The 18,672-nt window shown below is 68.5% G+C and carries 21 protein-coding genes; 13 read left to right on the top strand and 8 right to left on the bottom strand.

All coding sequences use genetic code 11. The annotated features are described in order from the left end of the window. The first annotated feature begins 2 nt into the window (after positions 1–2). Positions 3–1,400: an aldehyde dehydrogenase family protein gene (locus AC1DG4_RS13765; RefSeq protein ID WP_477421289.1), complete on the top strand. Its 1,398-nt coding sequence runs from the start codon at positions 3–5 to the stop codon at positions 1,398–1,400. A 69-nt stretch (positions 1,401–1,469) separates the two neighbouring features. On the opposite strand, the gene AC1DG4_RS13760 is transcribed toward AC1DG4_RS13765, so the two are convergent. The 3 genes from AC1DG4_RS13760 to AC1DG4_RS13750 all read right to left on the bottom strand — a co-directional run bounded on the left by AC1DG4_RS13760 (position 1,470) and on the right by AC1DG4_RS13750 (position 4,661). Beyond that, the gene (locus AC1DG4_RS13760) at positions 1,470–2,654 is read right to left on the bottom strand and encodes a metal-dependent hydrolase family protein (protein WP_477379102.1); all 1,185 of its coding nucleotides are present in this window, start codon (positions 2,652–2,654) and stop codon (positions 1,470–1,472) included. 79 nt (positions 2,655–2,733) lie between these two features. Then, positions 2,734–3,714, bottom strand: coding sequence for a proline racemase family protein (locus AC1DG4_RS13755; RefSeq protein WP_477420350.1), 981 nt, complete (start codon positions 3,712–3,714; stop codon positions 2,734–2,736). After that, complete coding sequence (locus AC1DG4_RS13750) at positions 3,714–4,661, bottom strand: ornithine cyclodeaminase family protein (protein ID WP_477421288.1); 948 nt, start codon at positions 4,659–4,661, stop codon at positions 3,714–3,716. Before AC1DG4_RS13750 ends, AC1DG4_RS13755 begins: the two co-directional genes overlap by 1 nt. A gap of 227 nt (positions 4,662–4,888) precedes the next feature. Between AC1DG4_RS13750 and rpsP the strand changes: the two genes are divergently transcribed. The 5 genes from rpsP to AC1DG4_RS13725 all read left to right on the top strand — a co-directional run bounded on the left by rpsP (position 4,889) and on the right by AC1DG4_RS13725 (position 7,683). Then, on the top strand, positions 4,889–5,320 hold the full coding sequence (gene rpsP / locus AC1DG4_RS13745) for a 30S ribosomal protein S16 (RefSeq protein WP_477379108.1): 432 nt from the start codon (positions 4,889–4,891) through the stop codon (positions 5,318–5,320). A gap of 6 nt (positions 5,321–5,326) precedes the next feature. After that, on the top strand, positions 5,327–5,557 hold the full coding sequence (locus AC1DG4_RS13740; protein ID WP_045273224.1) for an RNA-binding protein: 231 nt from the start codon (positions 5,327–5,329) through the stop codon (positions 5,555–5,557). Positions 5,558–5,559: 2 nt separating this feature from the next. Then, entirely contained in the window at positions 5,560–6,192 is a 633-nt protein-coding gene (rimM, locus tag AC1DG4_RS13735; RefSeq protein ID WP_477379109.1) for a ribosome maturation factor RimM, read from the top strand. Next, positions 6,182–6,907, top strand: a complete 726-nt coding sequence (trmD, locus tag AC1DG4_RS13730; protein ID WP_477420352.1) for a tRNA (guanosine(37)-N1)-methyltransferase TrmD — start codon at positions 6,182–6,184, stop codon at positions 6,905–6,907. Before rimM ends, trmD begins: the two co-directional genes overlap by 11 nt. Positions 6,908–7,041: 134 nt before the next feature. Continuing rightward, entirely contained in the window at positions 7,042–7,683 is a 642-nt protein-coding gene (locus tag AC1DG4_RS13725; RefSeq protein ID WP_477379113.1) for a class I SAM-dependent methyltransferase, read from the top strand. Between the two features lie 12 nt (positions 7,684–7,695). Here the strand turns inward: AC1DG4_RS13725 and AC1DG4_RS13720 are convergent, their stop codons facing one another. Further along, positions 7,696–8,289, bottom strand: coding sequence for a histidine phosphatase family protein (locus tag AC1DG4_RS13720; RefSeq protein WP_477379115.1), 594 nt, complete (start codon positions 8,287–8,289; stop codon positions 7,696–7,698). 76 nt (positions 8,290–8,365) lie between these two features. Continuing rightward, positions 8,366–9,148, bottom strand: coding sequence for a type I methionyl aminopeptidase (gene map / locus AC1DG4_RS13715; RefSeq protein ID WP_477379117.1), 783 nt, complete (start codon positions 9,146–9,148; stop codon positions 8,366–8,368). 102 nt (positions 9,149–9,250) lie between these two features. Here map and AC1DG4_RS13710 point away from each other — a divergent pair, with 102 nt between their 5' ends. From AC1DG4_RS13710 to AC1DG4_RS13680, 7 genes are all read left to right on the top strand, one after another. Continuing rightward, positions 9,251–9,778 (top strand): MFS transporter permease, encoded by a 528-nt coding sequence (locus AC1DG4_RS13710; RefSeq protein ID WP_477379119.1) that lies wholly within the window; start codon positions 9,251–9,253, stop codon positions 9,776–9,778. 189 nt (positions 9,779–9,967) lie between these two features. Continuing rightward, positions 9,968–10,318 (top strand): 50S ribosomal protein L19, encoded by a 351-nt coding sequence (gene rplS, locus AC1DG4_RS13705; protein ID WP_477379121.1) that lies wholly within the window; start codon positions 9,968–9,970, stop codon positions 10,316–10,318. A 121-nt stretch (positions 10,319–10,439) separates the two neighbouring features. Continuing rightward, the gene (gene lepB / locus AC1DG4_RS13700; protein ID WP_477379123.1) at positions 10,440–11,222 is read left to right on the top strand and encodes a signal peptidase I; all 783 of its coding nucleotides are present in this window, start codon (positions 10,440–10,442) and stop codon (positions 11,220–11,222) included. Further along, positions 11,203–11,862, top strand: a complete 660-nt coding sequence (locus AC1DG4_RS13695) for a ribonuclease HII (protein WP_477379125.1) — start codon at positions 11,203–11,205, stop codon at positions 11,860–11,862. Before lepB ends, AC1DG4_RS13695 begins: the two co-directional genes overlap by 20 nt. 53 nt (positions 11,863–11,915) lie before the next feature. Further along, the gene (locus tag AC1DG4_RS13690; protein ID WP_045273217.1) at positions 11,916–12,242 is read left to right on the top strand and encodes a DUF2469 family protein; all 327 of its coding nucleotides are present in this window, start codon (positions 11,916–11,918) and stop codon (positions 12,240–12,242) included. Positions 12,243–12,621: 379 nt separating this feature from the next. Beyond that, the gene (locus AC1DG4_RS13685; RefSeq protein ID WP_477379127.1) at positions 12,622–12,984 is read left to right on the top strand and encodes a YraN family protein; all 363 of its coding nucleotides are present in this window, start codon (positions 12,622–12,624) and stop codon (positions 12,982–12,984) included. Next, entirely contained in the window at positions 12,981–13,667 is a 687-nt protein-coding gene (locus AC1DG4_RS13680) for a magnesium chelatase domain-containing protein (RefSeq protein ID WP_477421287.1), read from the top strand. The genes AC1DG4_RS13685 and AC1DG4_RS13680 overlap by 4 nt, the downstream gene beginning before the upstream one ends. Positions 13,668–13,695: 28 nt before the next feature. Here the strand turns inward: AC1DG4_RS13680 and AC1DG4_RS13675 are convergent, their stop codons facing one another. The 3 genes from AC1DG4_RS13675 to AC1DG4_RS13665 all read right to left on the bottom strand — a co-directional run bounded on the left by AC1DG4_RS13675 (position 13,696) and on the right by AC1DG4_RS13665 (position 18,644). Next, positions 13,696–14,895 carry a hypothetical protein gene (locus AC1DG4_RS13675; RefSeq protein ID WP_477420356.1) on the bottom strand — a complete coding sequence of 400 codons (1,200 nt, stop codon included), beginning with the start codon at positions 14,893–14,895 and terminating at the stop codon, positions 13,696–13,698. Between the two features lie 138 nt (positions 14,896–15,033). Then, the gene (locus AC1DG4_RS13670; protein ID WP_477420358.1) at positions 15,034–17,430 is read right to left on the bottom strand and encodes a tyrosine-type recombinase/integrase; all 2,397 of its coding nucleotides are present in this window, start codon (positions 17,428–17,430) and stop codon (positions 15,034–15,036) included. Next, positions 17,430–18,644, bottom strand: coding sequence for a tyrosine-type recombinase/integrase (locus AC1DG4_RS13665; protein ID WP_477420360.1), 1,215 nt, complete (start codon positions 18,642–18,644; stop codon positions 17,430–17,432). The genes AC1DG4_RS13670 and AC1DG4_RS13665 overlap by 1 nt, the downstream gene beginning before the upstream one ends. Positions 18,645–18,672 lie beyond the last annotated feature (28 nt).

Below are 18,672 nucleotides of genomic sequence, written 5' to 3'. Positions count from 1 at the left end.
GCATGACTGACAGCACCACCAGCGTGTCCGACGTCGCCGCGCGGGCCGCAGCGGCCGCCCGCCCCTTCGCCGTCACCTCGCCGACGGACCGCGGGGCCGCGCTCGTCGCGGTCGCCGACGCCCTCGACGCGCACGCGGGCGAGCTCATCACGATCGCGATGCGGGAGACGGGCCTCACCGAGGCTCGACTCACCGGCGAGCTGAAGCGCACGTCGTGGCAACTGCGGCTGTTCGCGGACACGATCGTCGACGGCGCTTACCTGGACGCGCGGATCGACGCCGCCGATCCCGCATACGTGATCGGGCCGCGCCCGGATGTGCGCCGCGTGCTGGAGCCGGTCGGGCCGGTGCTCAACTTCGCCGCGTCGAACTTCCCGTTCGCGTTCTCGGTCGCCGGCGGCGACTCCGCAGCGGCCCTCGCCGCGGGCTGCCCTGTCGTGGTCAAGGCGCATTCGGGCCACCCGGAACTGTCTCGCCGCACCGCTGCGATCGTCGCGGAGGCGCTCGAGGCCGCCGGAATGCCGGCCGGCGTGTTCCAGCTCATCGAGGGACAGCAGAACGGCGTCGCACTGCTGCAGGACGAAAGGATCCGTGCGGGTGCGTTCACCGGGTCCACCCATGTCGGACGTCTGCTCGCGGACATCGCCGCCGCCCGCCCGCGCCCGATCCCGTTCTACGGGGAGCTGGGCAGCGTCAACCCCGTGTACGCGACCTACGCCGATGCCGAGCTGTTGCAGGGCTTCGTCGCCTCCGTGGCCGGATCCGCCGGCGCGGAGCACCGACTGCTGAACTCCGGCATCGGGCGCGCGTTCGAGGGCCGGAGGTCCGCCGTGCTCGGTGCGGAGGGCGCGACCGTCCTCGCCGAGGGTGAGATCCGCGAGGACGAGAGCGGGCAGCGCCACGCGAGCCCCACGATTGTCGAAGTGGGGCTCGACACCCTCCGTGCGCACCGTGAGGAGCTGCTCGAGGAGTCGTTCGGCCCGCTGTCCATCATCGTGCGATACGCCGACGCGACGGAGCTCCCTGCGGTGCACGAGGAGCTGTTCCCCGGCAACCTGACCTCGACCGTGCATGCGCGCGCGGACGAGCTCGCCGATGGCTCCCTGGACGCGCTCGTCGACGCCCTCGCCGCCACGAGCGGTCGTGTGCTGTTCGGCGGCTGGCCCACGGGAGTCGCGGTGACGCCGGCGATGCAGCACGGCGGTCCGTATCCGGCGACGACGACCGACGCGACGAGCGTGGGCACCGCCGGAATCACCCGGTTCCTGCGGGGTGTGGCGTATCAGAACGCGCCGCAGGAACTGCTCCCGCCGCCGCTGCGGGACGACAACCCGTGGCGCGTTCCGCAGACCCGCAGCGAGGCCGGCCGCTCGACCGGGTGGGGCGCCTTCGCCCGCTGAGTCGTCAGCACGAGAGAGGCGGCCGCCCCAGCGATCGGGGTGGCCGCCTCTCGCACGCCCGGGGCGGACTCAGTCGATCGCGCGCCCGGCGCGCACCACGAGCGCGCGGGCGTCCTGCTCCCACAGGGTCGCCGGCTCTGCGAGCGGGTCAGCTGTGAGCAGCACGGCGTCACCATACGCGCCGAGCCCCAGATGCCCCGCGCGGTGATCGCGGATGAGGGCGGCGTTGACCGTCGTCATCGAGCGCAGCGTCGCCTCCGCACCGCTCGCCTCCACCTGGAGCCGCACGCCGCAGAGCTGATCGTCCTCGAGCTCGCCCATGAGGTCGGTGCCGAACCCGACCGGCACACCCGCGGCGAGCGCGAGCCGCACCGCCTCCTGCCCGTGGGAGAGGACCTCGGCGTTCTTCGCGAGCGAGGTCGCGTTGAGGCCRATCCCTGCGCCGCGGCGGTCCATGGCGTCGTAGGCGGCGAGCGTCGGCACGAGGAACGCTCCGGCGGCGGCCATGCGCTCGGCGGTCGACGCGTCGATGAGGTTCCCATGCTCGATGGAGCGCACGCCGTTGTCGATCGAATGCTGCACGGCCTCGGACGAATAGGCGTGCGCGGCGACGTAGGAGCCCTGCCGGGTCGCCTCGGCGACGACCGCCTGCAGCTCCTCCGCGGAGTACTGCGGCACGCGGATCGGATCCGTGAGTGAGAACACTCCGCCGGATGTCATCACCTTGATCGCGTGCGCGCCCTTGCGCAGCCGGTTGCGCACGGCGAGGCGCAGCGGGTCCACGCCGTCGACGATCTCGCACATGTGTCCATGGCTGAAGCAGATGTCCACGTGCGCGGAGCGCGGATCCCCGTGGCCGCCGGTCTGGCTCAGGGCGGGGCCCGTGAACAGATAGCGCGGCGAGTCGAAGAGGTCAGCGTCGATCGCGCGGGCGAGCCCGATGTCGCCTCCCGCCACGTCTCGGACGGTGGTGAAGCCGCGGCGCAGCGCCGCGCCGAGCCGGCGGGTGCCGTTGATCGCCGCGAAGCTCAGCGGGCCGCGCTCGTCCTCCAAGCCGTCCTGACTGGTGGCGTAGGCGTGGAAGTGGGCGTCGATGAGGCCGGGGATGAGCCAGCGGCCGCGGCCGTCCACGGTCGTGGCGCCCTCGGTCGGGCGTTCGGCGACGGCGCCGTCGACGATGTGCAGGTCACGTTCTTCGAAGCGGTCGCCGTTCCAGACGGCTGCTCCGAGGATGCTGAGGGATCCGGTGCGCATGGGGTGCTCCTTCACTGGGGGATGGGGATGCGGTGGGCGGGGGATGGTCGGACGCTTCACGATAGGACGGCGCCCGACGTCAGCGCAGGCTGAAGCCTTCGGGCAGCGGGTCGCCGTCGTCGAGGTCGAAGGTGCAGGATCCGACCCGGTGCGCGAGGCCGCGCACCTCCGGGATCACGCCGTCCGGGGTGCGGGCCGAGACCGTCGCGTGGAACCGGGTGCCGATGATCGAGTCGTGCGTGAGCTCCTCGCCATCGCCCAGCACGCCCGTGGCGGCGAGGAGCGCGACACGGGCAGCGGTACCGGAGCCGCACGGGCTGCGGTCCACCTCACCATCCGCGAAGACCGTGACGTTGCGCTGCCACGGGCCGCGCTCTGTGCGTCCGAGGTCGTCGAACAGGATCGTGCCGTACACGCCGCTCAACCGCGCGTCGTCGAGCTGGGCGGCCGGATGCTCGTTGAGCGCCCACTTGATCTCGCGCCCGATGCGGATGAGGTCGGCGGTGTGCTCGGGGAGCACGGACAGTCCGACCGCCGACGCGGGCAACGTCGCGTACACGGCCCCGCCGAAGATCAGGTCGACATCGACCAGCCCGCGCGAGGTTTCCAGGGCGATGCCGCGCGCGAGCACGCGCGACTCGACGTTGCGGAAGACGACATCGATGATGCGCCCGTTCTCCTGCCGCACCCTGGCCTGCACGCGACCGCTCGGGACGTCGATGGTCACGGTCGTCTCGCCGTCCGGATCCGAGGGGACGACTCCCGTGCGAACGGCCCAGGCGCCGAGTGCGATGGTGCCGTGTCCGCACGCCGTCGAGAAGCCGTCCTTGTGCCAGAACAGCACGCCGAAGTCGGCGCCGTCGTCGTCCGGCGGGGTGCGGAAGCCCCCGTACATGTCGTCGTGGCCGCGAGGCTCCAGGCAGAGGAAGCGCCGCATGGCGTCGGCGTCCCCGGTCATCGCCGCCACCCGGCGCTCTGCCACGGTGGCGCCATGGGTCGGCACGCCTTCGACGATGCGGAACGGCTCGCCCGCGGTGTGCCAGTCCTCGGTGGTGATCATCATCGCTCCTCTCCGGCGCCGACGGCGCGCGCGGCGACGGCCAGGTCCTGCCAGCCCATGCCGCAGGTCTTGACGATTCTGGGCCGATCACGCGCGGGGGAGGCCGCCCCGGTGAACAACTCGTGCATCGTGACGAGGTCCTCCGGACGCAGCGTGCCGGCATCCACGGCGCGGATGACATCTCCGGCTTCGGCTGCCGCGACGCGCCGGCTCTCCACGACGACCTGGCTGCGGCCGAGCAGTGCGGCCGGAAGCTCTGCCTTTTCCGGCTCGTGCGAACCGATCGCCACGACGACCGCATCGTCGCGGACGACGTCCGCGGCGAACAGCGGATCTGTCGCCGTGGTCGCGCACACGATGAGATCGGCGGCAGCGAGGTCCGCGACGGAGCCGACCCCGACGGAGGCTCCCGGCGCGAGCGCCCGTGACGCTGCGACAGCGGCTGAGGCCCTGCTCTCATCCCGGCCGACCATCCGCACCGTGCGTAGCGAACGGATGGCAGAGAGCGCTTGAACATGCCGCACGGCCTGCGGCCCTGTGCCGAGCACGACGACGTCCCCTGCCTCGGGCCCGGCGAGCACGTCGACCGCGGCGGCGCTCACCGCGGGCGTTCGGAGCGACGTGAGTGCCGTGCCATCCAGGACAGCGATCGGAGCAAGGGTCACGCCGTCCAGAACGATGTAGAGCCCCTGGATGCGMTCCCGGCCCTGCGCAGGGTTGCCCGGCGCGACGGAGGCCAGTTTCTGACCGACCATGCCGCCGAAAGCGGCGGGCATGAGCAGCAACTGCCCGTGCGGGACATCGAGAATTGTCCGCGGGAGGTCGTCCTCGGGGTCGAAACCCCCGCGCAGCACGGCGCCGACGGCCCGGATCGCGTCCGCCATGCTCACGCGGGCCGCGAGGGTCGGGGCATCGATAAGGGCGAGCTCGGCGATGACATCGGACATGCACCCAGCCTAGCCAGTAATATGTCATGCGGTACAGCATTTTCGACCGTTGACGCGACACGGATTCCCCCCGTTTCGCCTCAGCGGCGCGGATCTGGCAGAATGGATAGCTGGATCACCGCTCGACCCTCTATCCGGCCGTGATCCACCCGCAGAGCTTCCACCGGGTGTGCACCCCACGCTTCTGGTGATCAGTTCGTCTTCCTTCCACACCATTCAGGAGAATCGTGGCTGTCAAGATTCGTCTCAAGCGCCTGGGCAAGATCCGTGCGCCCTACTACCGCATCGTCGTGGCCGACTCGCGCACCAAGCGCGACGGTCGCGTGATCGAGGAGATCGGCAAGTACCACCCCACCGAGGAGCCCTCGTTCATCGAGGTCGACTCCGAGCGGGCGCAGTACTGGCTGTCGGTCGGCGCTCAGCCGACCGAGCAGGTCGCCGCCATCCTCAAGATCACGGGCGACTGGGGCAAGTTCAAGGGCGACAAGGACGCGAAGTCCACCCTCAGGGTCGCCGGCGAGAAGGTCGCCTTCGAGGCCGACTCCGCCAAGAAGTCCGTCGTCAAGCCCAAGGTCGAGAAGAAGGAGACTCCCGCTGAGGAGGCTCCGGTCGAGACCCCCGCCGAGGACGCAGCCGAGGCTGCGGCCGACGCGGAGTAATCCGTCGTGCTGGCTGCCGCGCTCGAGCACATCGTCTCGGGGATCGTCGATCACCCGGAGGATGTCACCATCACCGCCACCTCGTCGCCCCGCGGCGACGTCCTCGAGGTGCACGTGCACCCCGATGACCGGGGGCGCGTGATCGGGCGCGGCGGTCGCACCGCCAAGGCCCTGCGCACGCTGATCACGGCGCTCGCGGACGGACGTCGCGTCCGCGTCGACGTCGCGGACGACTGAGCGTGGCCGTCACCGACCGCCCCTCCGGACGCAACCAGCTGCGCGTGGGGCGCCTCGTCAAGGCGCACGGGCTCAAGGGTGCGCTCAAGCTGGAGCTGTACACCGACGATCCCGCCGGACGCTTCGTGCCCGGCGCCGAGTTCACGTTGCAGGTGCCAGAGGCATCTCCGTGGCACGGCAAGTCCATCACCGTCCGCGAGCACCGGGTGATGAACGGCAGCTCCGTCGTGTTCTTCGACGGCGTCGACGACCGCGATGCCGCCGAGGGCCTCGTCAAGGCGATCCTGTGGATCGACCAGGACGATACCGAGGAGCCCGAGGACGACGCCTGGTACGACCACCAGCTCACCGGGCTCGACGTCGTCCGCGACGACGTCGTCGTCGGCCGCGTGATCCGCGTCGACCACCTGCCCGCACAGGACCTGCTGATCGTCCGGCCCGCATCGGGATCCGGGTCCGGATCCGAGATCATGGTCCCGTTCGTCTCGGCGATCGTGCCAACCGTGGACATCGCCGCGGGGCGGATCATCGTCACGCCCCCCGCCGGGCTGTTCGAGGAGCTGGCGGAGGACGACGCGAACTCCGACTCCTCCACGTCGGATGCCGCCGAGCAGGACGCGCCCGGTGCGGATTGACGTCGTCTCGATCTTCCCGTCGTACTTCGACGGGCTGACCCTCTCCCTGCTCGGCAGGGCGCGGGACAGCGGGATCCTGGATCTGAACGTCCACGATCTGCGCGACTGGACCAGTGACCGGCATCGCACCGTCGACGACACTCCTTACGGCGGCGGCGCAGGCATGGTCATGAAGCCGGAACCGTGGGGACTCGCGCTCGATCAGCTCGCGGCCGAGCCCGCTCGCTCGGCCGGAGCCGCTGAGGCTGTCGGCGGGCGCCCCACCATCATCTTCCCCTCGCCGGCCGGCGAGGTGTTCCGTCAGTCCACGGCCCGCGAGCTCGCGGACCGCGAGCACCTGATCTTCGGCTGCGGCCGCTATGAGGGCATCGACGAGCGCGTGTTCGAAGAGGCCGCGGGGCTCGGCGACGTGCGGCTGATCAGCCTCGGCGACTACGTGCTGAACGGGGGAGAGGTCGCTGTCATGGCGATGGTCGAGGCGATCGGCCGGCTCATCCCCGGAGTCGTCGGCAATCCGGAGAGCCTCGTCGAGGAATCGCACGAGGACGGGCTGCTCGAGTACCCGTCGTATACGAAGCCGTCCGTCTGGCGCGACCGCGAGGTGCCGCCGATCCTGCTGAGCGGCAACCACGGAGCGATCGCTGCCTGGCGCCGCGAGCAGCAGATCGAGCGCACTCGGCGTCGCCGACCGGACCTGCTGCCCGACGAGGGCTGAGCGCGGTTCGGCCGCGCCGCGCCTGTTAGCGTCGAGTCATGGTGGATGAGCGTCTAGCCGGTTCCTTTCGCCGCATCGGTGAGGAATACGATCGCCACCGACCGGGCTTTCCTGTCGCGGCAGCGGACGAGATCGTGCCTTCCCGAGTGCCGACGATCCTCGACCTCGGTGCCGGCACCGGCAAGTTCACGACGCTGCTGACGCCGCGCGCCGAGCGGATCATCGCCATCGAGCCGTCCGAGGCGATGCTCGACGTGCTCCGCCGCCGACTCCCGGACGTCGATGCGCTGAACGGATCCGCGGAGCGGATACCGGTCGTGGACGCGAGCGTCGACGTGGTGACCGTCGCCCAGGCGTTCCACTGGTTCGAACGCGAGGCCGCATGCGCCGAGATCCGCCGAGTGCTGGTTCCGGAGGGCGTGCTCGGCCTCGTCTGGAACCATTCGGATCCCGCCTGCACGTGGGACCGCGCCTGCGCGAGGGTCGCGCATCCGGCGCTCGAGAACGGACTCTCCGGAGACGCCGCGACGCGCGAGCTGCTTCCTGGTTTCGCGCCCCCGCGATTCGTCCAGGTTCCGTGGCGTGAGCGCATCTCGCGCACGGGCTATGTGGCGCGCTGGCTGACCGTCAGCTCCTTCCTGGCCGCCTCGGACGAGGAACGGGCGCGGATGGTCTCCGCGATCGAGCAGATCCTGGATCAGGATCCCGAGACCGCGGGGCGCGACGAATTCGAGCTGCCGCAGGTCACGGACGTGTACGTGTACCGGGCGATCTGATCCGGCCGCCGCTCAGACCAGCCGCTCTCCCGCTCGAGTGATCTCGAAGACGATGCCGTGCGGGTGACGAAGCGCGAGCGCCTCCGCATGACCGAATCCTCGCATCGCCGCGCGGAGCAGGCGGCCGATCATCTCGTGCGTGATGATCAATGGTGTGCCCTCGCCCGCCCAGGCGCAGTCATCCAGGGCGCGGAGCGCCCGCGGGCGTGCGGAGGCATAGCTCTCCCCGCCGGGGAACGCCCAGCCGTAGCGGTTCTCTGACCTCAAGGCGCGGATCCCGGGGCTGGCCTCCTCGAGTTCGCCCCACGTACGACCCGCGAAGGACCCGTGGTGCACCTCGGCGAGACCGTCCACGGCGACGACCTCGACGTCCAGGTGCGCCGCGACGATCTCGGCGGTCCGTCGCGCCCTCCCCAACGGACTCGTGCAGACGAACCCGACGCCGGCCCCCTCGAGTCGTCGTGCGATCTCGTTCGCGTGCCCCACGCCGGCATCCGTCAGCGGGGAGTCGAGCTGTCCTTGCAGTCTGCGCTCCCGATTCCATGCGGTTTGACCGTGCCGCGCCAGGAACAGGCGCTCCGGCATCCGCAGGTCGTGTCGGGACATGCCCACAGAATGGCACAGGTGGACCATGCCGTGCGGTCGCCGGTGTCACGCCGATCGGCGCCTTCGGTGCAGAGGGTCAGTCGACGCCGAGGAACGAGCGGTCGGTGAGGATGATCGGGCCGTCCTCGGCGATCGCGATGGTGTGCTCGGAGTGGGACCCTCGGGAGCCGTCGGCGCTGCGCAGCGTCCAGCCGTCCGGATCCGTCACCAGCTCGTCGGTGGTCGCGAGGAACCAGGGCTCCAGCGCCATCACGAGGCCCGCCCGCAGGGGGAAGCCGCGTCCGGGACGCCCGTCGTTGGGTACGTGCGGGTCGCCGTGCATGATGCGACCGACGCCGTGGCCGCCGAAGTCGGTGTTGATCGAATAGCCCTCGCCATGCGCCACTCCGGCGATCGCGGCCGAGATGTCGCCGATGCGGTTGCCGACCACGGAGGCCGCGATCGCTGCATCCAGGGCACGTTCGCTGGTGTCGATGAGGCGCAGGTCCTCCTCGCGAGGCGTGCCGACCACGAACGAGACGGCCGAGTCTGCGACCCAGCCGTCGACCGAGACGGCGAAGTCGAGGGTGACGAGATCGCCGTCGCGCAGCGTGTAGTCGTGCGGGAGACCATGCAGCACGGCGTCGTTCACGGACGTGCAGATCACTTTCCCGAAGGGGCTCGCGCCGAACGAGGGGTGGTAGTCGATGTAACAGGACTCGGCGCCGGCCTTGCGGATCATGTCGTGCGCGCGACGATCGATCGAGAGCAGATTCGTGCCCACCTTGGTCTCGGCGCGCAGCGTCGCCAGCGTCTCCGCCACGAAGCGTCCGGCCGCCCGCATCTCCTCGATCTCGGCGGGGGTGCGCAGTTCGATCATTCCGAATCCTCTCGTCGTAGCCATTCTCTCCTACCCCGCGTGCGGGGACGCTCACAGCGAACGTGCGGATCCGGGGCCGTACCCGAGACGTAGCATCGCGGTATGTGGATCCGGCGCGCGTTCTTCTCCTGGCTGTTCCCGGCCGCTCTCGTGCTGCCGCTCTGGCTCTTCATCGGCTGGGGCGTGTTCCAGGCGGGCGGATGGGCGTTCCTCTGGGTGCTGTTCGTCGCGCTGCCTTCGGTCCTCGTCGGCGAGGTGGCCCTGGCATTCCTCGTGCGCGCCCGACCCACGGTCCGTGAGGAGCGCGCTGTCTCCTGGCGCGATGTCGTCGGCTTCACCGTGTGGCACGGCCTGACGATCGCACTCGGCTTCTTCCCGAAGGATGCCTTCGGCTGGCTTCTGACCGGCACGATCGTCGCATTCCTCGGCCTGTTCTGGTCGACGCTCTGGCAGCTCTGGAAGGACGTCGCGGAGCGGGGAAGGGCGGCCTTCGTGATCGATCCCGACACGATGCGGGCGACCGTCTACGGCGATCAGAGCGAGCCCGTGCGGGAGCGGGCGAGCCGCAACGGGGACGTGATCGTCATCACCGAGACGGGGAACACCGGCGAGGGCCGCTCCGAGCACTGAGTCCACCGGTCCGCGCATCGCTGCGCGTTTTGGTGGGGATCCGGATCCATGGCAGAATGGTTCTTTGTGCCGTGACCCGGTTCTGCCTCAGGGGAACCCGCGGACGCCTCGTGCGCCGTTCGACACAGACTCCGATTTCATTCCTTCCCACATGCATGCGACCTGAGGCGAGTGCAGAGAGAGACGATCATGCAGATCCTCGACGCCGTCGACGCGGCTTCACTCCGCTCCGACATCCCCGCGTTCCACCCCGGCGACACCGTCAAGGTGCACGTCAACATCATCGAGGGCAGCCGCTCCCGTATCCAGGTCTTCCAGGGCGTCGTCATCGGCCGCTCGGGCGACGGCGTGCGCGAGACCTTCGCCGTCCGCAAGATCAGCTTCCAGGTGGGCGTCGAGCGCACCTTCCCGGTGCACTCCCCGGTGATCGACCACATCGAGGTCGTCACCCGCGGTGACGTGCGCCGCGCGAAGCTGTACTACCTCCGCAACCTGCGCGGCAAGAAGGCGAAGATCAAGGAGAAGCGCGACGCGCGCTGACGCCATTCCGCTTTCGAACAAGCGCCCCGAGACACGGTTCTCGGGGCGCTTGTTCATTCCGCGGACATGAGAAGCTGGATGGCGCCGTCGACCGACGGCTGAGGTCTGTGAAGGATGGCGCATGACGGAAGAGATCGCGGCCGCACCCGCTGACGCGGTACGGGTGCAGACGACGCCGCGACGACGCGGCTGGGTGATCTTCCTCCGCGATGTCGTGGTGATCCTCCTCATCGCGGTGCTGGTCTCCTTCCTCGTGAAGACCTTCGTCGTGCGCAGCTTCTACATCCCGTCCGGCTCGATGGAGAACACGCTTCTCGTCAAGGACCGGATCCTCGTCGATGAGATCACCCCGCACTGGAACGGCTATCACCGCGGCGACGTCGTGGTGTTCAAGGATCCGGGCGGGTGGCTGCCGCCGACGCCTCCGCAGCAGCCGAGGTCGCCGCTGCTCGAGGCAGGGGAGTGGTTCCTGACGCTGATCGGCGTCGCCGCCCCGGATTCGGACGACCATCTGGTCAAGCGGCTCATCGGCCTGCCGGGCGATCACGTCGTGTGCTGCAACTCGTTGGGACAGATCACCGTCAACGGGGCGCCGATCGACGAGTCCTCCTATCTCAAGCCCGGCGTGGGCGACTCCCGTGCGTCCAGCATCCCGTTCGACGTCACGGTGCCGAAGGGCGCCGTGTGGGTGCTCGGCGACAACCGCACCCGCTCCGAGGACTCCCGCTACCACCAGGATCAGCCGGGGGGCGGGTTCGTACCGATGGAGAACATCGTGGGGCGCGCGTTCCTCACGACCTGGCCGTTCGACCGGTTCGGCCTCATCGACGGCCACTACGCCGTCTTCAACGGGGTCTCGAACCCGAAGCCAAAAGGACGCCGCCGTGGCGGTCGTCGAGCCTAGCCTGGTCCTCGAGCGGCGGCTGCTGCGCGAGCACTCCCATCTGATCGCCCTGGACGAGGTCGGACGGGGAGCCCTCGCCGGTCCCGTCGCCGTGGGTGCCACGGTCGTGGACGCGGCCGCAGCCCGGCGCCGCGTGCCCCAGGGGCTGCGGGACTCCAAGCTTGTGCCGGAGAAGCGCCGGCCGGAGGTCGCCGATCGCGCCGGGGCCTGGGCGCCCGCGAGCGCCGTGGGCTGGGCCTCGAGCGCGGAGATCGACGAGGTCGGGATCATGCGCGCGCTCGGCCTGGCCGCCTCCCGCGCGATCATTGCCGCGTGCGGGGAGACGTGGGAAGCCTCGTCCGCGCTCGTGATCCTCGACGGGAACCATGACTACGTCTCGGTCGTGCACCCCGGACCTCTGACCGTGCGCTCGATCGTCAAGGCGGACCGGGACTGCGCATCCGTGGCGGCGGCGTCGGTCCTGGCCAAGGTCGCTCGCGACGCGCTCATGGTCGAGCTGGCTCCCGAGTTCCCGGATTACCAGTGGGAGCGCAACAAGGGCTACGCGAGCATCGAGCATCGCGAGGCGATCCGGTTGCGCGGTCTCACGCGTCATCATCGTTCGTCCTGGGCGATCGCCGACGCGCCCACCCTGTTCTGAGCGCCCACGAGGATGCGGCCGTGCGGATGCGGCTCTCGTAGGATGGGGGGATCATGGATGACGACGCCTTCGATGACTACGACCGTGAGCTCGAGCTCGCCCTGTACCGCGAGTACCGCGACGTGGTCCTTCAGTTCCAGTACGTGGTCGAGACCGAGCGCCGGTTCTACCTCGCGAACGAGGTCAACGTGGTGCGCCGCGACACGGAGCACGACTTCTACTTCGAAGTGTCCATGAACGACGTCTGGGTGTGGGACATCTACCGCGCCGACAGATTCGTGAAGTCGGTGCGCGTGCTGACGTTCAAGGATGTGAACGTCGAGGAGCTGTCGCGCCGCGAGTTCGAACTGCCTCAGGAGCTCTCGCTCGACGGCGAGTGAGCCCGGACCTGGGGGCGCCACGCCCTCACGCGCCGGCCGTCCAGGCCACTGCTCGCTGAGCGCACGGCGGATCGTCGAGTGCACGGGATCGCCGCGTCGATACCCCGTGTTCCGGGTAACAACGCGTTCATTCGACGGGATCTGCGCCCCGCAGTCTCAACTGAGCCCTGGGCGCGCTCCCCACAATTCGAGTCGTCCCCGTCAGCGCACCCTATGGCGTCCGCTGACGGGGACGACTCGCTAGTAGAGGAGATATTGGAGGGGGTGGCTCCGGTTTGGGGGGAGCGATCGTCCTCCACAGGTCGGCGGCACTGCGGGTTCCGCACCGGTTGCGCGAACGAGCCTCCACGCGGCCTGATCGACTCGCAGGCTGTCTGTCATGGCAGCCAAAGACGATCTCGGACGCGCAGGGGAGGACCGCGCCGCCGAGCACCTGACCCGACTCGGATACCGGATCCTCGACCGCAACTGGCGGTGTGATGAGGGCGAGCTCGACATCGTCGCGCAACGCGAGGGGGTGGTCGCGTTCGTCGAGGTGAAGACCCGGCGGACCCTCGACTACGGGCACCCCTTCGAAGCGATCGACGAGCGCAAGCGGAAGCGGCTGTGGCGTCTCGTGCACATCTGGGTGCGCGAACACCCGATGTCGAGTGCAGGGCGGGCGCTGCGGCTCGAGGCCATCGGGATTGTGGGCGCGGATCCGGCGATCGGCAGCCTCGAGCATCTGCGGGATCTGCGATGACCGCGCGCACCTGGTCGGTCGCGCTGACCGGTCTCAAMGGGCACATGGTCGACGTTGAGGCCGATCTCTCCCAGCAGACCCCGGGCTTCGATCTCATCGGACTCGCGGATCGCGCACTCGGCGAGGCCGTACGTCGCGTGCACAACGCGTGCCGGAACAGCGGCCTCGACCTGCCCCGGCGCAAGCTCACGGTGAACCTGTCGCCGGCGAGCCTGCCCAAGCACGGCTCGGCATTCGATCTGGCCATCGCGATCGCGGCGTTCGGCACGGCCGGATCCCTCGACCAGGTCTCGCTCGCGCGCACCGTGCACCTCGGCGAGCTCGGGCTGGACGGGCGGCTGCGTCCCATCCCCGGGGTGCTGCCCGCACTGCACGCGGCGCGGGAGGCCGGATTCGAGCGCGTCGTCGTCCCGGTGGCGAACGAGGCGGAGGCGCGGCTCGTGCCGGGGCTCGAGGTGCACGCGGCGGTGAGTCTCGCGCATGTCGCGATGCTGCACGGCGCGGACCTCGCCGACCCCGGCGACCTGGAGCCGGTGCGGGCGGTGGCGACACCTGCGTCGATGAGCCCGGCTCCGGAACTCGCCGACGTGATCGGCCAGGACGAAGCGGTCGCCGCGCTGGTCGCCGCGGCGGCCGGCGGGCACCACCTGCTCCTGTCCGGCCCGCTTTTCTGCAGTTCGTAACTGAACTGTGTTGTGTAAACGAGCGCACCTAGCTGTCGCGATCGCCTGTGTCAGCCGGCTCGAATGGGTCAACGAGTTGGGATCCGGGACGGTCGACCCGCTGTCCAGACCCGACCGTCGATGCATCCGGCTTGTTAGTTTGAGAAACAAGCGTTTCAGACTTCCTACGAAGTTGGCGGATTCGCTTGTTCGCTTGCTCCGTTTCTCGGTCTTCGCGGGCTGTGCGGCCGTCGAGAAGTTGGTCGTGCAGGCTCTCGATCAGCGCCGGCAGACCTTGAGCGGCGACGTCTGGGGTAAGAAGTTCCCGAAGCTCTCGTCGCTGTGCTGGGGTGAGCAGATATCCGCCGATGCCTGCTTCGGCTTGGGTGGCGTAGAAAAGCACGACTCTTAGCGGTTCTGAGAGCGGTCGTGGGGTCGGGATGAAGCGTCCGCCTCGTTCGAGCCGCCGGATCGTGGCGCACAGGTGGAACAGTGCGTCATACGAATCAACATCAGCTCGACGCATCGCAAGGAGCGCGTCCGCCAGGGCCTGCTCCAGGTCAGTCGCTCGTTGGTTGGAATCGCGGTTAGCCAGGAGCAGCGCGTTGAGGATTAACCCGCCAGCGGTGAGCAGGAGCGGGACGGTAGTGACGAGCGCGCTGCTCGAGTTGGCGAGTCGAACCAGTGCAGTGAAGCAGATAAGCCCGGATGCGAAGAACGCAAAGATGGCGGCGCCCCTGAGCCAGAGCGGTTCGTCCCAAGACCTCGCGATGATCAAGGGCGGCAGGGTCACCAGGAACACGGCGGCAGCGCCTGCGCCCAGGAGACCTCCCAGGGCGACGGCGAGGAGGCCCATTCGATCGTGTGGGAAAGCCAACAGACCGATCACGGCGCAGGCAGGGATCAGGAATGACAGAACGAACGCGCAGATTGAGACAACGTTCCTTGCGATCCGGATCCCTGCCACGAGCTGACGTGCGAAGTTTCGGTCCGCGTGACGCCAGGAGAGGAACGTGATTGATGTCCCAGCTAGGAGTCCGGCCACCGGGACGAGCCCGGACATGATGTGGAGCCCCGTCACGATCATGACTGCCGAAGTCAGGCCGGCGGCAAGGCCGAGGTAGAACCAGCCCCTCGCGTAACGCCAGGGACGCGGGGAGCCTGAGTGGCGATAGCTCGTTGTGTGCTCAAGGTGCTCGTGAGCAAACGCCCAAAGGTCGGGGGCAGAAGTGCCGGACGCGCGATTCATGGCTTGAGTATGCCGCTCACTCGTGCTCGCGCCGAAGATAGACCGGTAGTGCGGGGGAAGCCGTCTGGATGGCGGGGAGCTGAATATTGAGCCCGCGTCTCTGGCCGGCACGGAACTCCAGTGCGCTATGCAGGGCTTTCAGTCAGCGCTGACGGCTGCGATGACGAGCTCGGGTGCCGTGAGGGTTCGGGCGGTGAGTTCTCGCGCTTTGCGGTCTGCGTGGCGGATTGTGAGGCGTAGCTGTTCGACGTCTCCGAGCCACTGGTGACGTTCGGCTTCCGCGACTTGGGCGTGGAGGTTCTCGGTGATCTCCGTGAGTCGCCCGGCTTGGGCGGAATCGACCTGGAGGAAGTCGCATCGGATGCATGCGTGCTCGTGGACGCACGAGGCGCCGTAGGGGCGGTGGCAGTTGCCGAGCGCGATCTTGCGTTGGCCGAAGTGCTCAACGAATTCAGCCCATTCCGTTTGGGTTGGTTCCCGGTATTCCTGGCTTGGGCGGGTTTGGCGGCGTCGCGTGATGAAGCCTTCGTAGGCTTCGAAGACGTCGCGTTGATAGACCGCGGTGTAGGAGCTGGTGATGTCGAGGCTCTTGTGCCCGACGAGCTTCGCGGCGAGGTGGATCGGGAAGCCGGAGTTGACGATGTCGGTGATGAACATGCGACGGAAGTCGTGTGGGAGGACGACGATGCTCTGGCCGTCAACGTCATGCAGGTCGAGGTCGTTGGCGAGATCGATGAGCCAGTTGCGGATGGTGCCGAACGAGACCACGCGAGAGCGGCCAGCTTCGCGGAACTGGAACAAATGCGGCAGATATGCGGAGTGGGTGCGCTCGTGCGGGTCGCGGCGGATGCAGAGCGGCACGACCCCGTCGATGGACACGAACGAGACCAGGCGTGCGAGGGCGGCGGTGAGCTCGGGGCTGCAGGGGACGACGCGTTCCTCGTCGGTCTTGCTGGGAGCGATCTGCAGGAGCGGGAGGATCGATCCGTCGGGCTTTCGGTATTGCCGGATGCTGAGGTGGGTGAGTTCGAGGAGCTCTTCGATGCGCACGCCGGTGTGGCGGAAGATCTCGATCGCGCACCAGGTGAGGCAGGTGGAGACGACACGCGAGTTGGTGTCGATGCGTGTGGTCTGCCCTTCGCGGGTCACGTAGGAGGTCGATGTTGCACCGCGGCGGGTGGGGTGGCGGATGTAGCGGTCGCCGTTGAAGGTGAACGGTTCGCCCACGGGTGTGGTTCGGACGAGTTCTTGCAGTGCGAGAGCGTCTTCGTGGCGCCGCCGGGCGTGCGCGACCAGCGCGGGGAGGTGCGGGGCGAGTGATCGGGTGCGGGCTTGCATGCGGTGGGTGCGGGCGCGGCGACGTTTCCCGGATCCGCGGACGTCGCGGACGCTGATCGGGCAGGGCACTGCCCATTCGGCCCAGTGTCCGGGGTCCTCGTGCGCCCAGGCGGCGAGATCGAGGTAGAACGAGCGGACCGCGGAGAGCACACTGTCCGCGTTGAGGCGCTCGGTGCCGTCGGGCCGGGTCATCAGCCATTGCTTCCAGGCGGTGGCTTGGTCAGCTGTCAACTCGATCGTGTCGATCCCGGGATTGGTTGTCTCGATCTGCTTCCAGAACAACCCCACCAGTTCCGTCGCGCAGGTCTCGAGTGAGCCGTAGTCCCGAGTGGTGGAGAGTTCGGCGATGTAGTCGACGAGGAGATCGCGGACTCGCGGGGATGCGACCTGGTAACGGTCGACGATCTGCGCGGGTGTGCGCTGCCCCAATCGGACTAAGGAGCCGAGATCATCGGGTTCGCCTTGCAGCATCCCGGCGGTGCGTGCGAACTGCCAGGCGGCGAAGAGTCCACCACCTGGGCGGCTCGTGGATTGCAGGAACTCCCGGTAGGCAATCACGTGCCCGCCATGGATCGCGGCGGCGGGAATACCGTTGACGATGCTGATTCGGATGAGATGCTGTGCACCCGACCAGCTCCGCCGATCGTCTGCCCCGGCCGCTTCGGCCGCAGCCAGGTAGCGGTCCCAGATGGCTGGGTCATGGAAGAGCGTCCAGTCACGCCAGAACCGGGACTGCTTGTTCGCGAACAGCCATTCAAACGACGGGCGGATCACGCCGAGCATGATCAGCGCGTTGATCCCGAGTCGGGCGTCGTTGCGTTTGCTGGTTCCTGCGCTGAGCATCGGGCACCAGTTCCCCGGTCGAGCATCGGGGTCAGCGGCGAGCCAGCGCTGCTGGTAGGTGTCACCGGGCAGCTCGTCGAACCAGTCCAGCAGCGCGGTGAGCGCATGCCGTGCCTTTCGCGGCCCGTAGTGCGGATAGCCGGTGCTGCTGCCGAACCAGGGAGCCGCGATCTCAATGCCTGCGTCAAGGATCCGGGCCCGCTCGTCCGCGTCGACCGGATTGTCGAACCAGGGGTGCGTGGCAGCGTCAGGCTCGGTGACGGCTTGGATCAGCGGTGTGATCGGGTAAGGGCGCCCGGTCTTGTTGTCCGAACGTCGCCGCAGGGACTCGTCCCTGCTCAGCACGCGTGCCATCAGAGAGTTCCTCCGAACAGGATTCGTAGATCGTCGGGGTCGTAGCCCGCCGCCGGGATCGGCGCGGGGGCCGGCGGGCGGTTCCAGTGCTCTTGCAGCTTGGCCACCAGGTCGTCCATCCGCGGCCTCAGGTAGGTCTGTGTGCTCGACAGTGAGACGTGCCGCATGAGGTGCTGCAAGTCGGTCATCGACATGTTCTCGTCTCCGGCCAGGCGCATGCAGAACGTGTGCCGCAGATCGTGCATCGTCACGTTCGTTCCCACCACCCGATTGACGCTCTCAAGGACCTGCCGCAGCGCCCAATACGTCAGCGGTCTCCGGAGCCCTTGAATGGTCATCCAGACAGGTTCGTCGGGCGGTCCCGGTGGACGTTCAGCGAGATAGCGGGCGATCCAGACGAATGCGGGCGGCGGGATCGGCACCACTACCCGGTCACCATCATGGCTGCCCTTCGGGATGACCTCGGCGGTGAACGAATCAGCCCAAAGGCGCCCACGCTGCATGCTCAGCAGTTCACTCGCCCGCAACCCGGCCCCGACCGCGACAGCAATCAGGGCGCGATCGCGGGTGTTTCGCAAAGCGGAGAACACCTCGTCATAGAGCTCATCGCTGAGCGCCCGCGGCGTCTTCGTCGGGATCTTCTGCCGATATGGGGCTCTCTTGGGCAAGACTCGCACGGACGAGGTGCCGACAGAGAGCACGCGTCGCGCCTTCGGAACTGGGTTGCGCAGCGGGCCGATCCCAGCCTCGACAGCGAAGTCGTAGAAACCGCTCACCGACGAGAGCATGTGGTTGATGTAGGACTTCGAGTACGACCCACTGAGATACGACTTACCGGTCTTGACGTTCACCGAACCCGCCGCCGGCCGGCCGTCGATTCCTGTCCGCTGTCGTTGATCGTTGCCGCGCACCCGATGCCAGAGCACCCATTCGCGAACCTCCTCACGAGTGGCGGCCGCCCAATCGACTTCCACCGCGTCGAGGAACCGCAACCAGCCCAGCAGGTCATAGGCGTACGAACGCAGCGTCCCCGACGAGTAGCCGCTCGCCCACATCTCCCGTAACCAGGCTCCCGCGAACTCGACCTCCGTGCCGTCCGCGTCGAGCACACGCCACGGAACGTTGCCGGGAGCGGCAGCGGGAACCACCGCGCCGACACGCGGCACGATCAACAGTTCGACGCGCACCGGGTCGCGCTTCGGGTCGGAGTCCATAACGAACGACTACCAGCCCGCTCCGCGA

The sequence above is a fragment of the Microbacterium sp. 05N427 genome (assembly GCF_056397105.1).
This window is presented reverse-complemented; position numbering and strand designations above follow the sequence as displayed.

Excerpts from the sequence above, each read along its gene's own strand:
- AC1DG4_RS13765 (WP_477421289.1), top strand. The coding sequence starts at position 3 with ATGACTGACAGCACCACCAGCGTGTCCGACGTCGCCGCGCGGGCCGCA.
- AC1DG4_RS13755 (WP_477420350.1), bottom strand. The coding sequence starts at position 3,714 with ATGATCACCACCGAGGACTGGCACACCGCGGGCGAGCCGTTCCGCATC.
- AC1DG4_RS13720 (WP_477379115.1), bottom strand. The coding sequence starts at position 8,289 with ATGTCCCGACACGACCTGCGGATGCCGGAGCGCCTGTTCCTGGCGCGG.
- map (WP_477379117.1), bottom strand. The coding sequence starts at position 9,148 with ATGATCGAACTGCGCACCCCCGCCGAGATCGAGGAGATGCGGGCGGCC.
- AC1DG4_RS13710 (WP_477379119.1), top strand. The coding sequence starts at position 9,251 with ATGTGGATCCGGCGCGCGTTCTTCTCCTGGCTGTTCCCGGCCGCTCTC.
- rplS (WP_477379121.1), top strand. The coding sequence starts at position 9,968 with ATGCAGATCCTCGACGCCGTCGACGCGGCTTCACTCCGCTCCGACATC.
- lepB (WP_477379123.1), top strand. The coding sequence starts at position 10,440 with ATGACGGAAGAGATCGCGGCCGCACCCGCTGACGCGGTACGGGTGCAG.
- AC1DG4_RS13690 (WP_045273217.1), top strand. The coding sequence starts at position 11,916 with ATGGATGACGACGCCTTCGATGACTACGACCGTGAGCTCGAGCTCGCC.
- AC1DG4_RS13685 (WP_477379127.1), top strand. The coding sequence starts at position 12,622 with ATGGCAGCCAAAGACGATCTCGGACGCGCAGGGGAGGACCGCGCCGCC.
- AC1DG4_RS13675 (WP_477420356.1), bottom strand. The coding sequence starts at position 14,895 with ATGAATCGCGCGTCCGGCACTTCTGCCCCCGACCTTTGGGCGTTTGCT.
- AC1DG4_RS13670 (WP_477420358.1), bottom strand. The coding sequence starts at position 17,430 with ATGGCACGCGTGCTGAGCAGGGACGAGTCCCTGCGGCGACGTTCGGAC.
- AC1DG4_RS13665 (WP_477420360.1), bottom strand. The coding sequence starts at position 18,644 with ATGGACTCCGACCCGAAGCGCGACCCGGTGCGCGTCGAACTGTTGATC.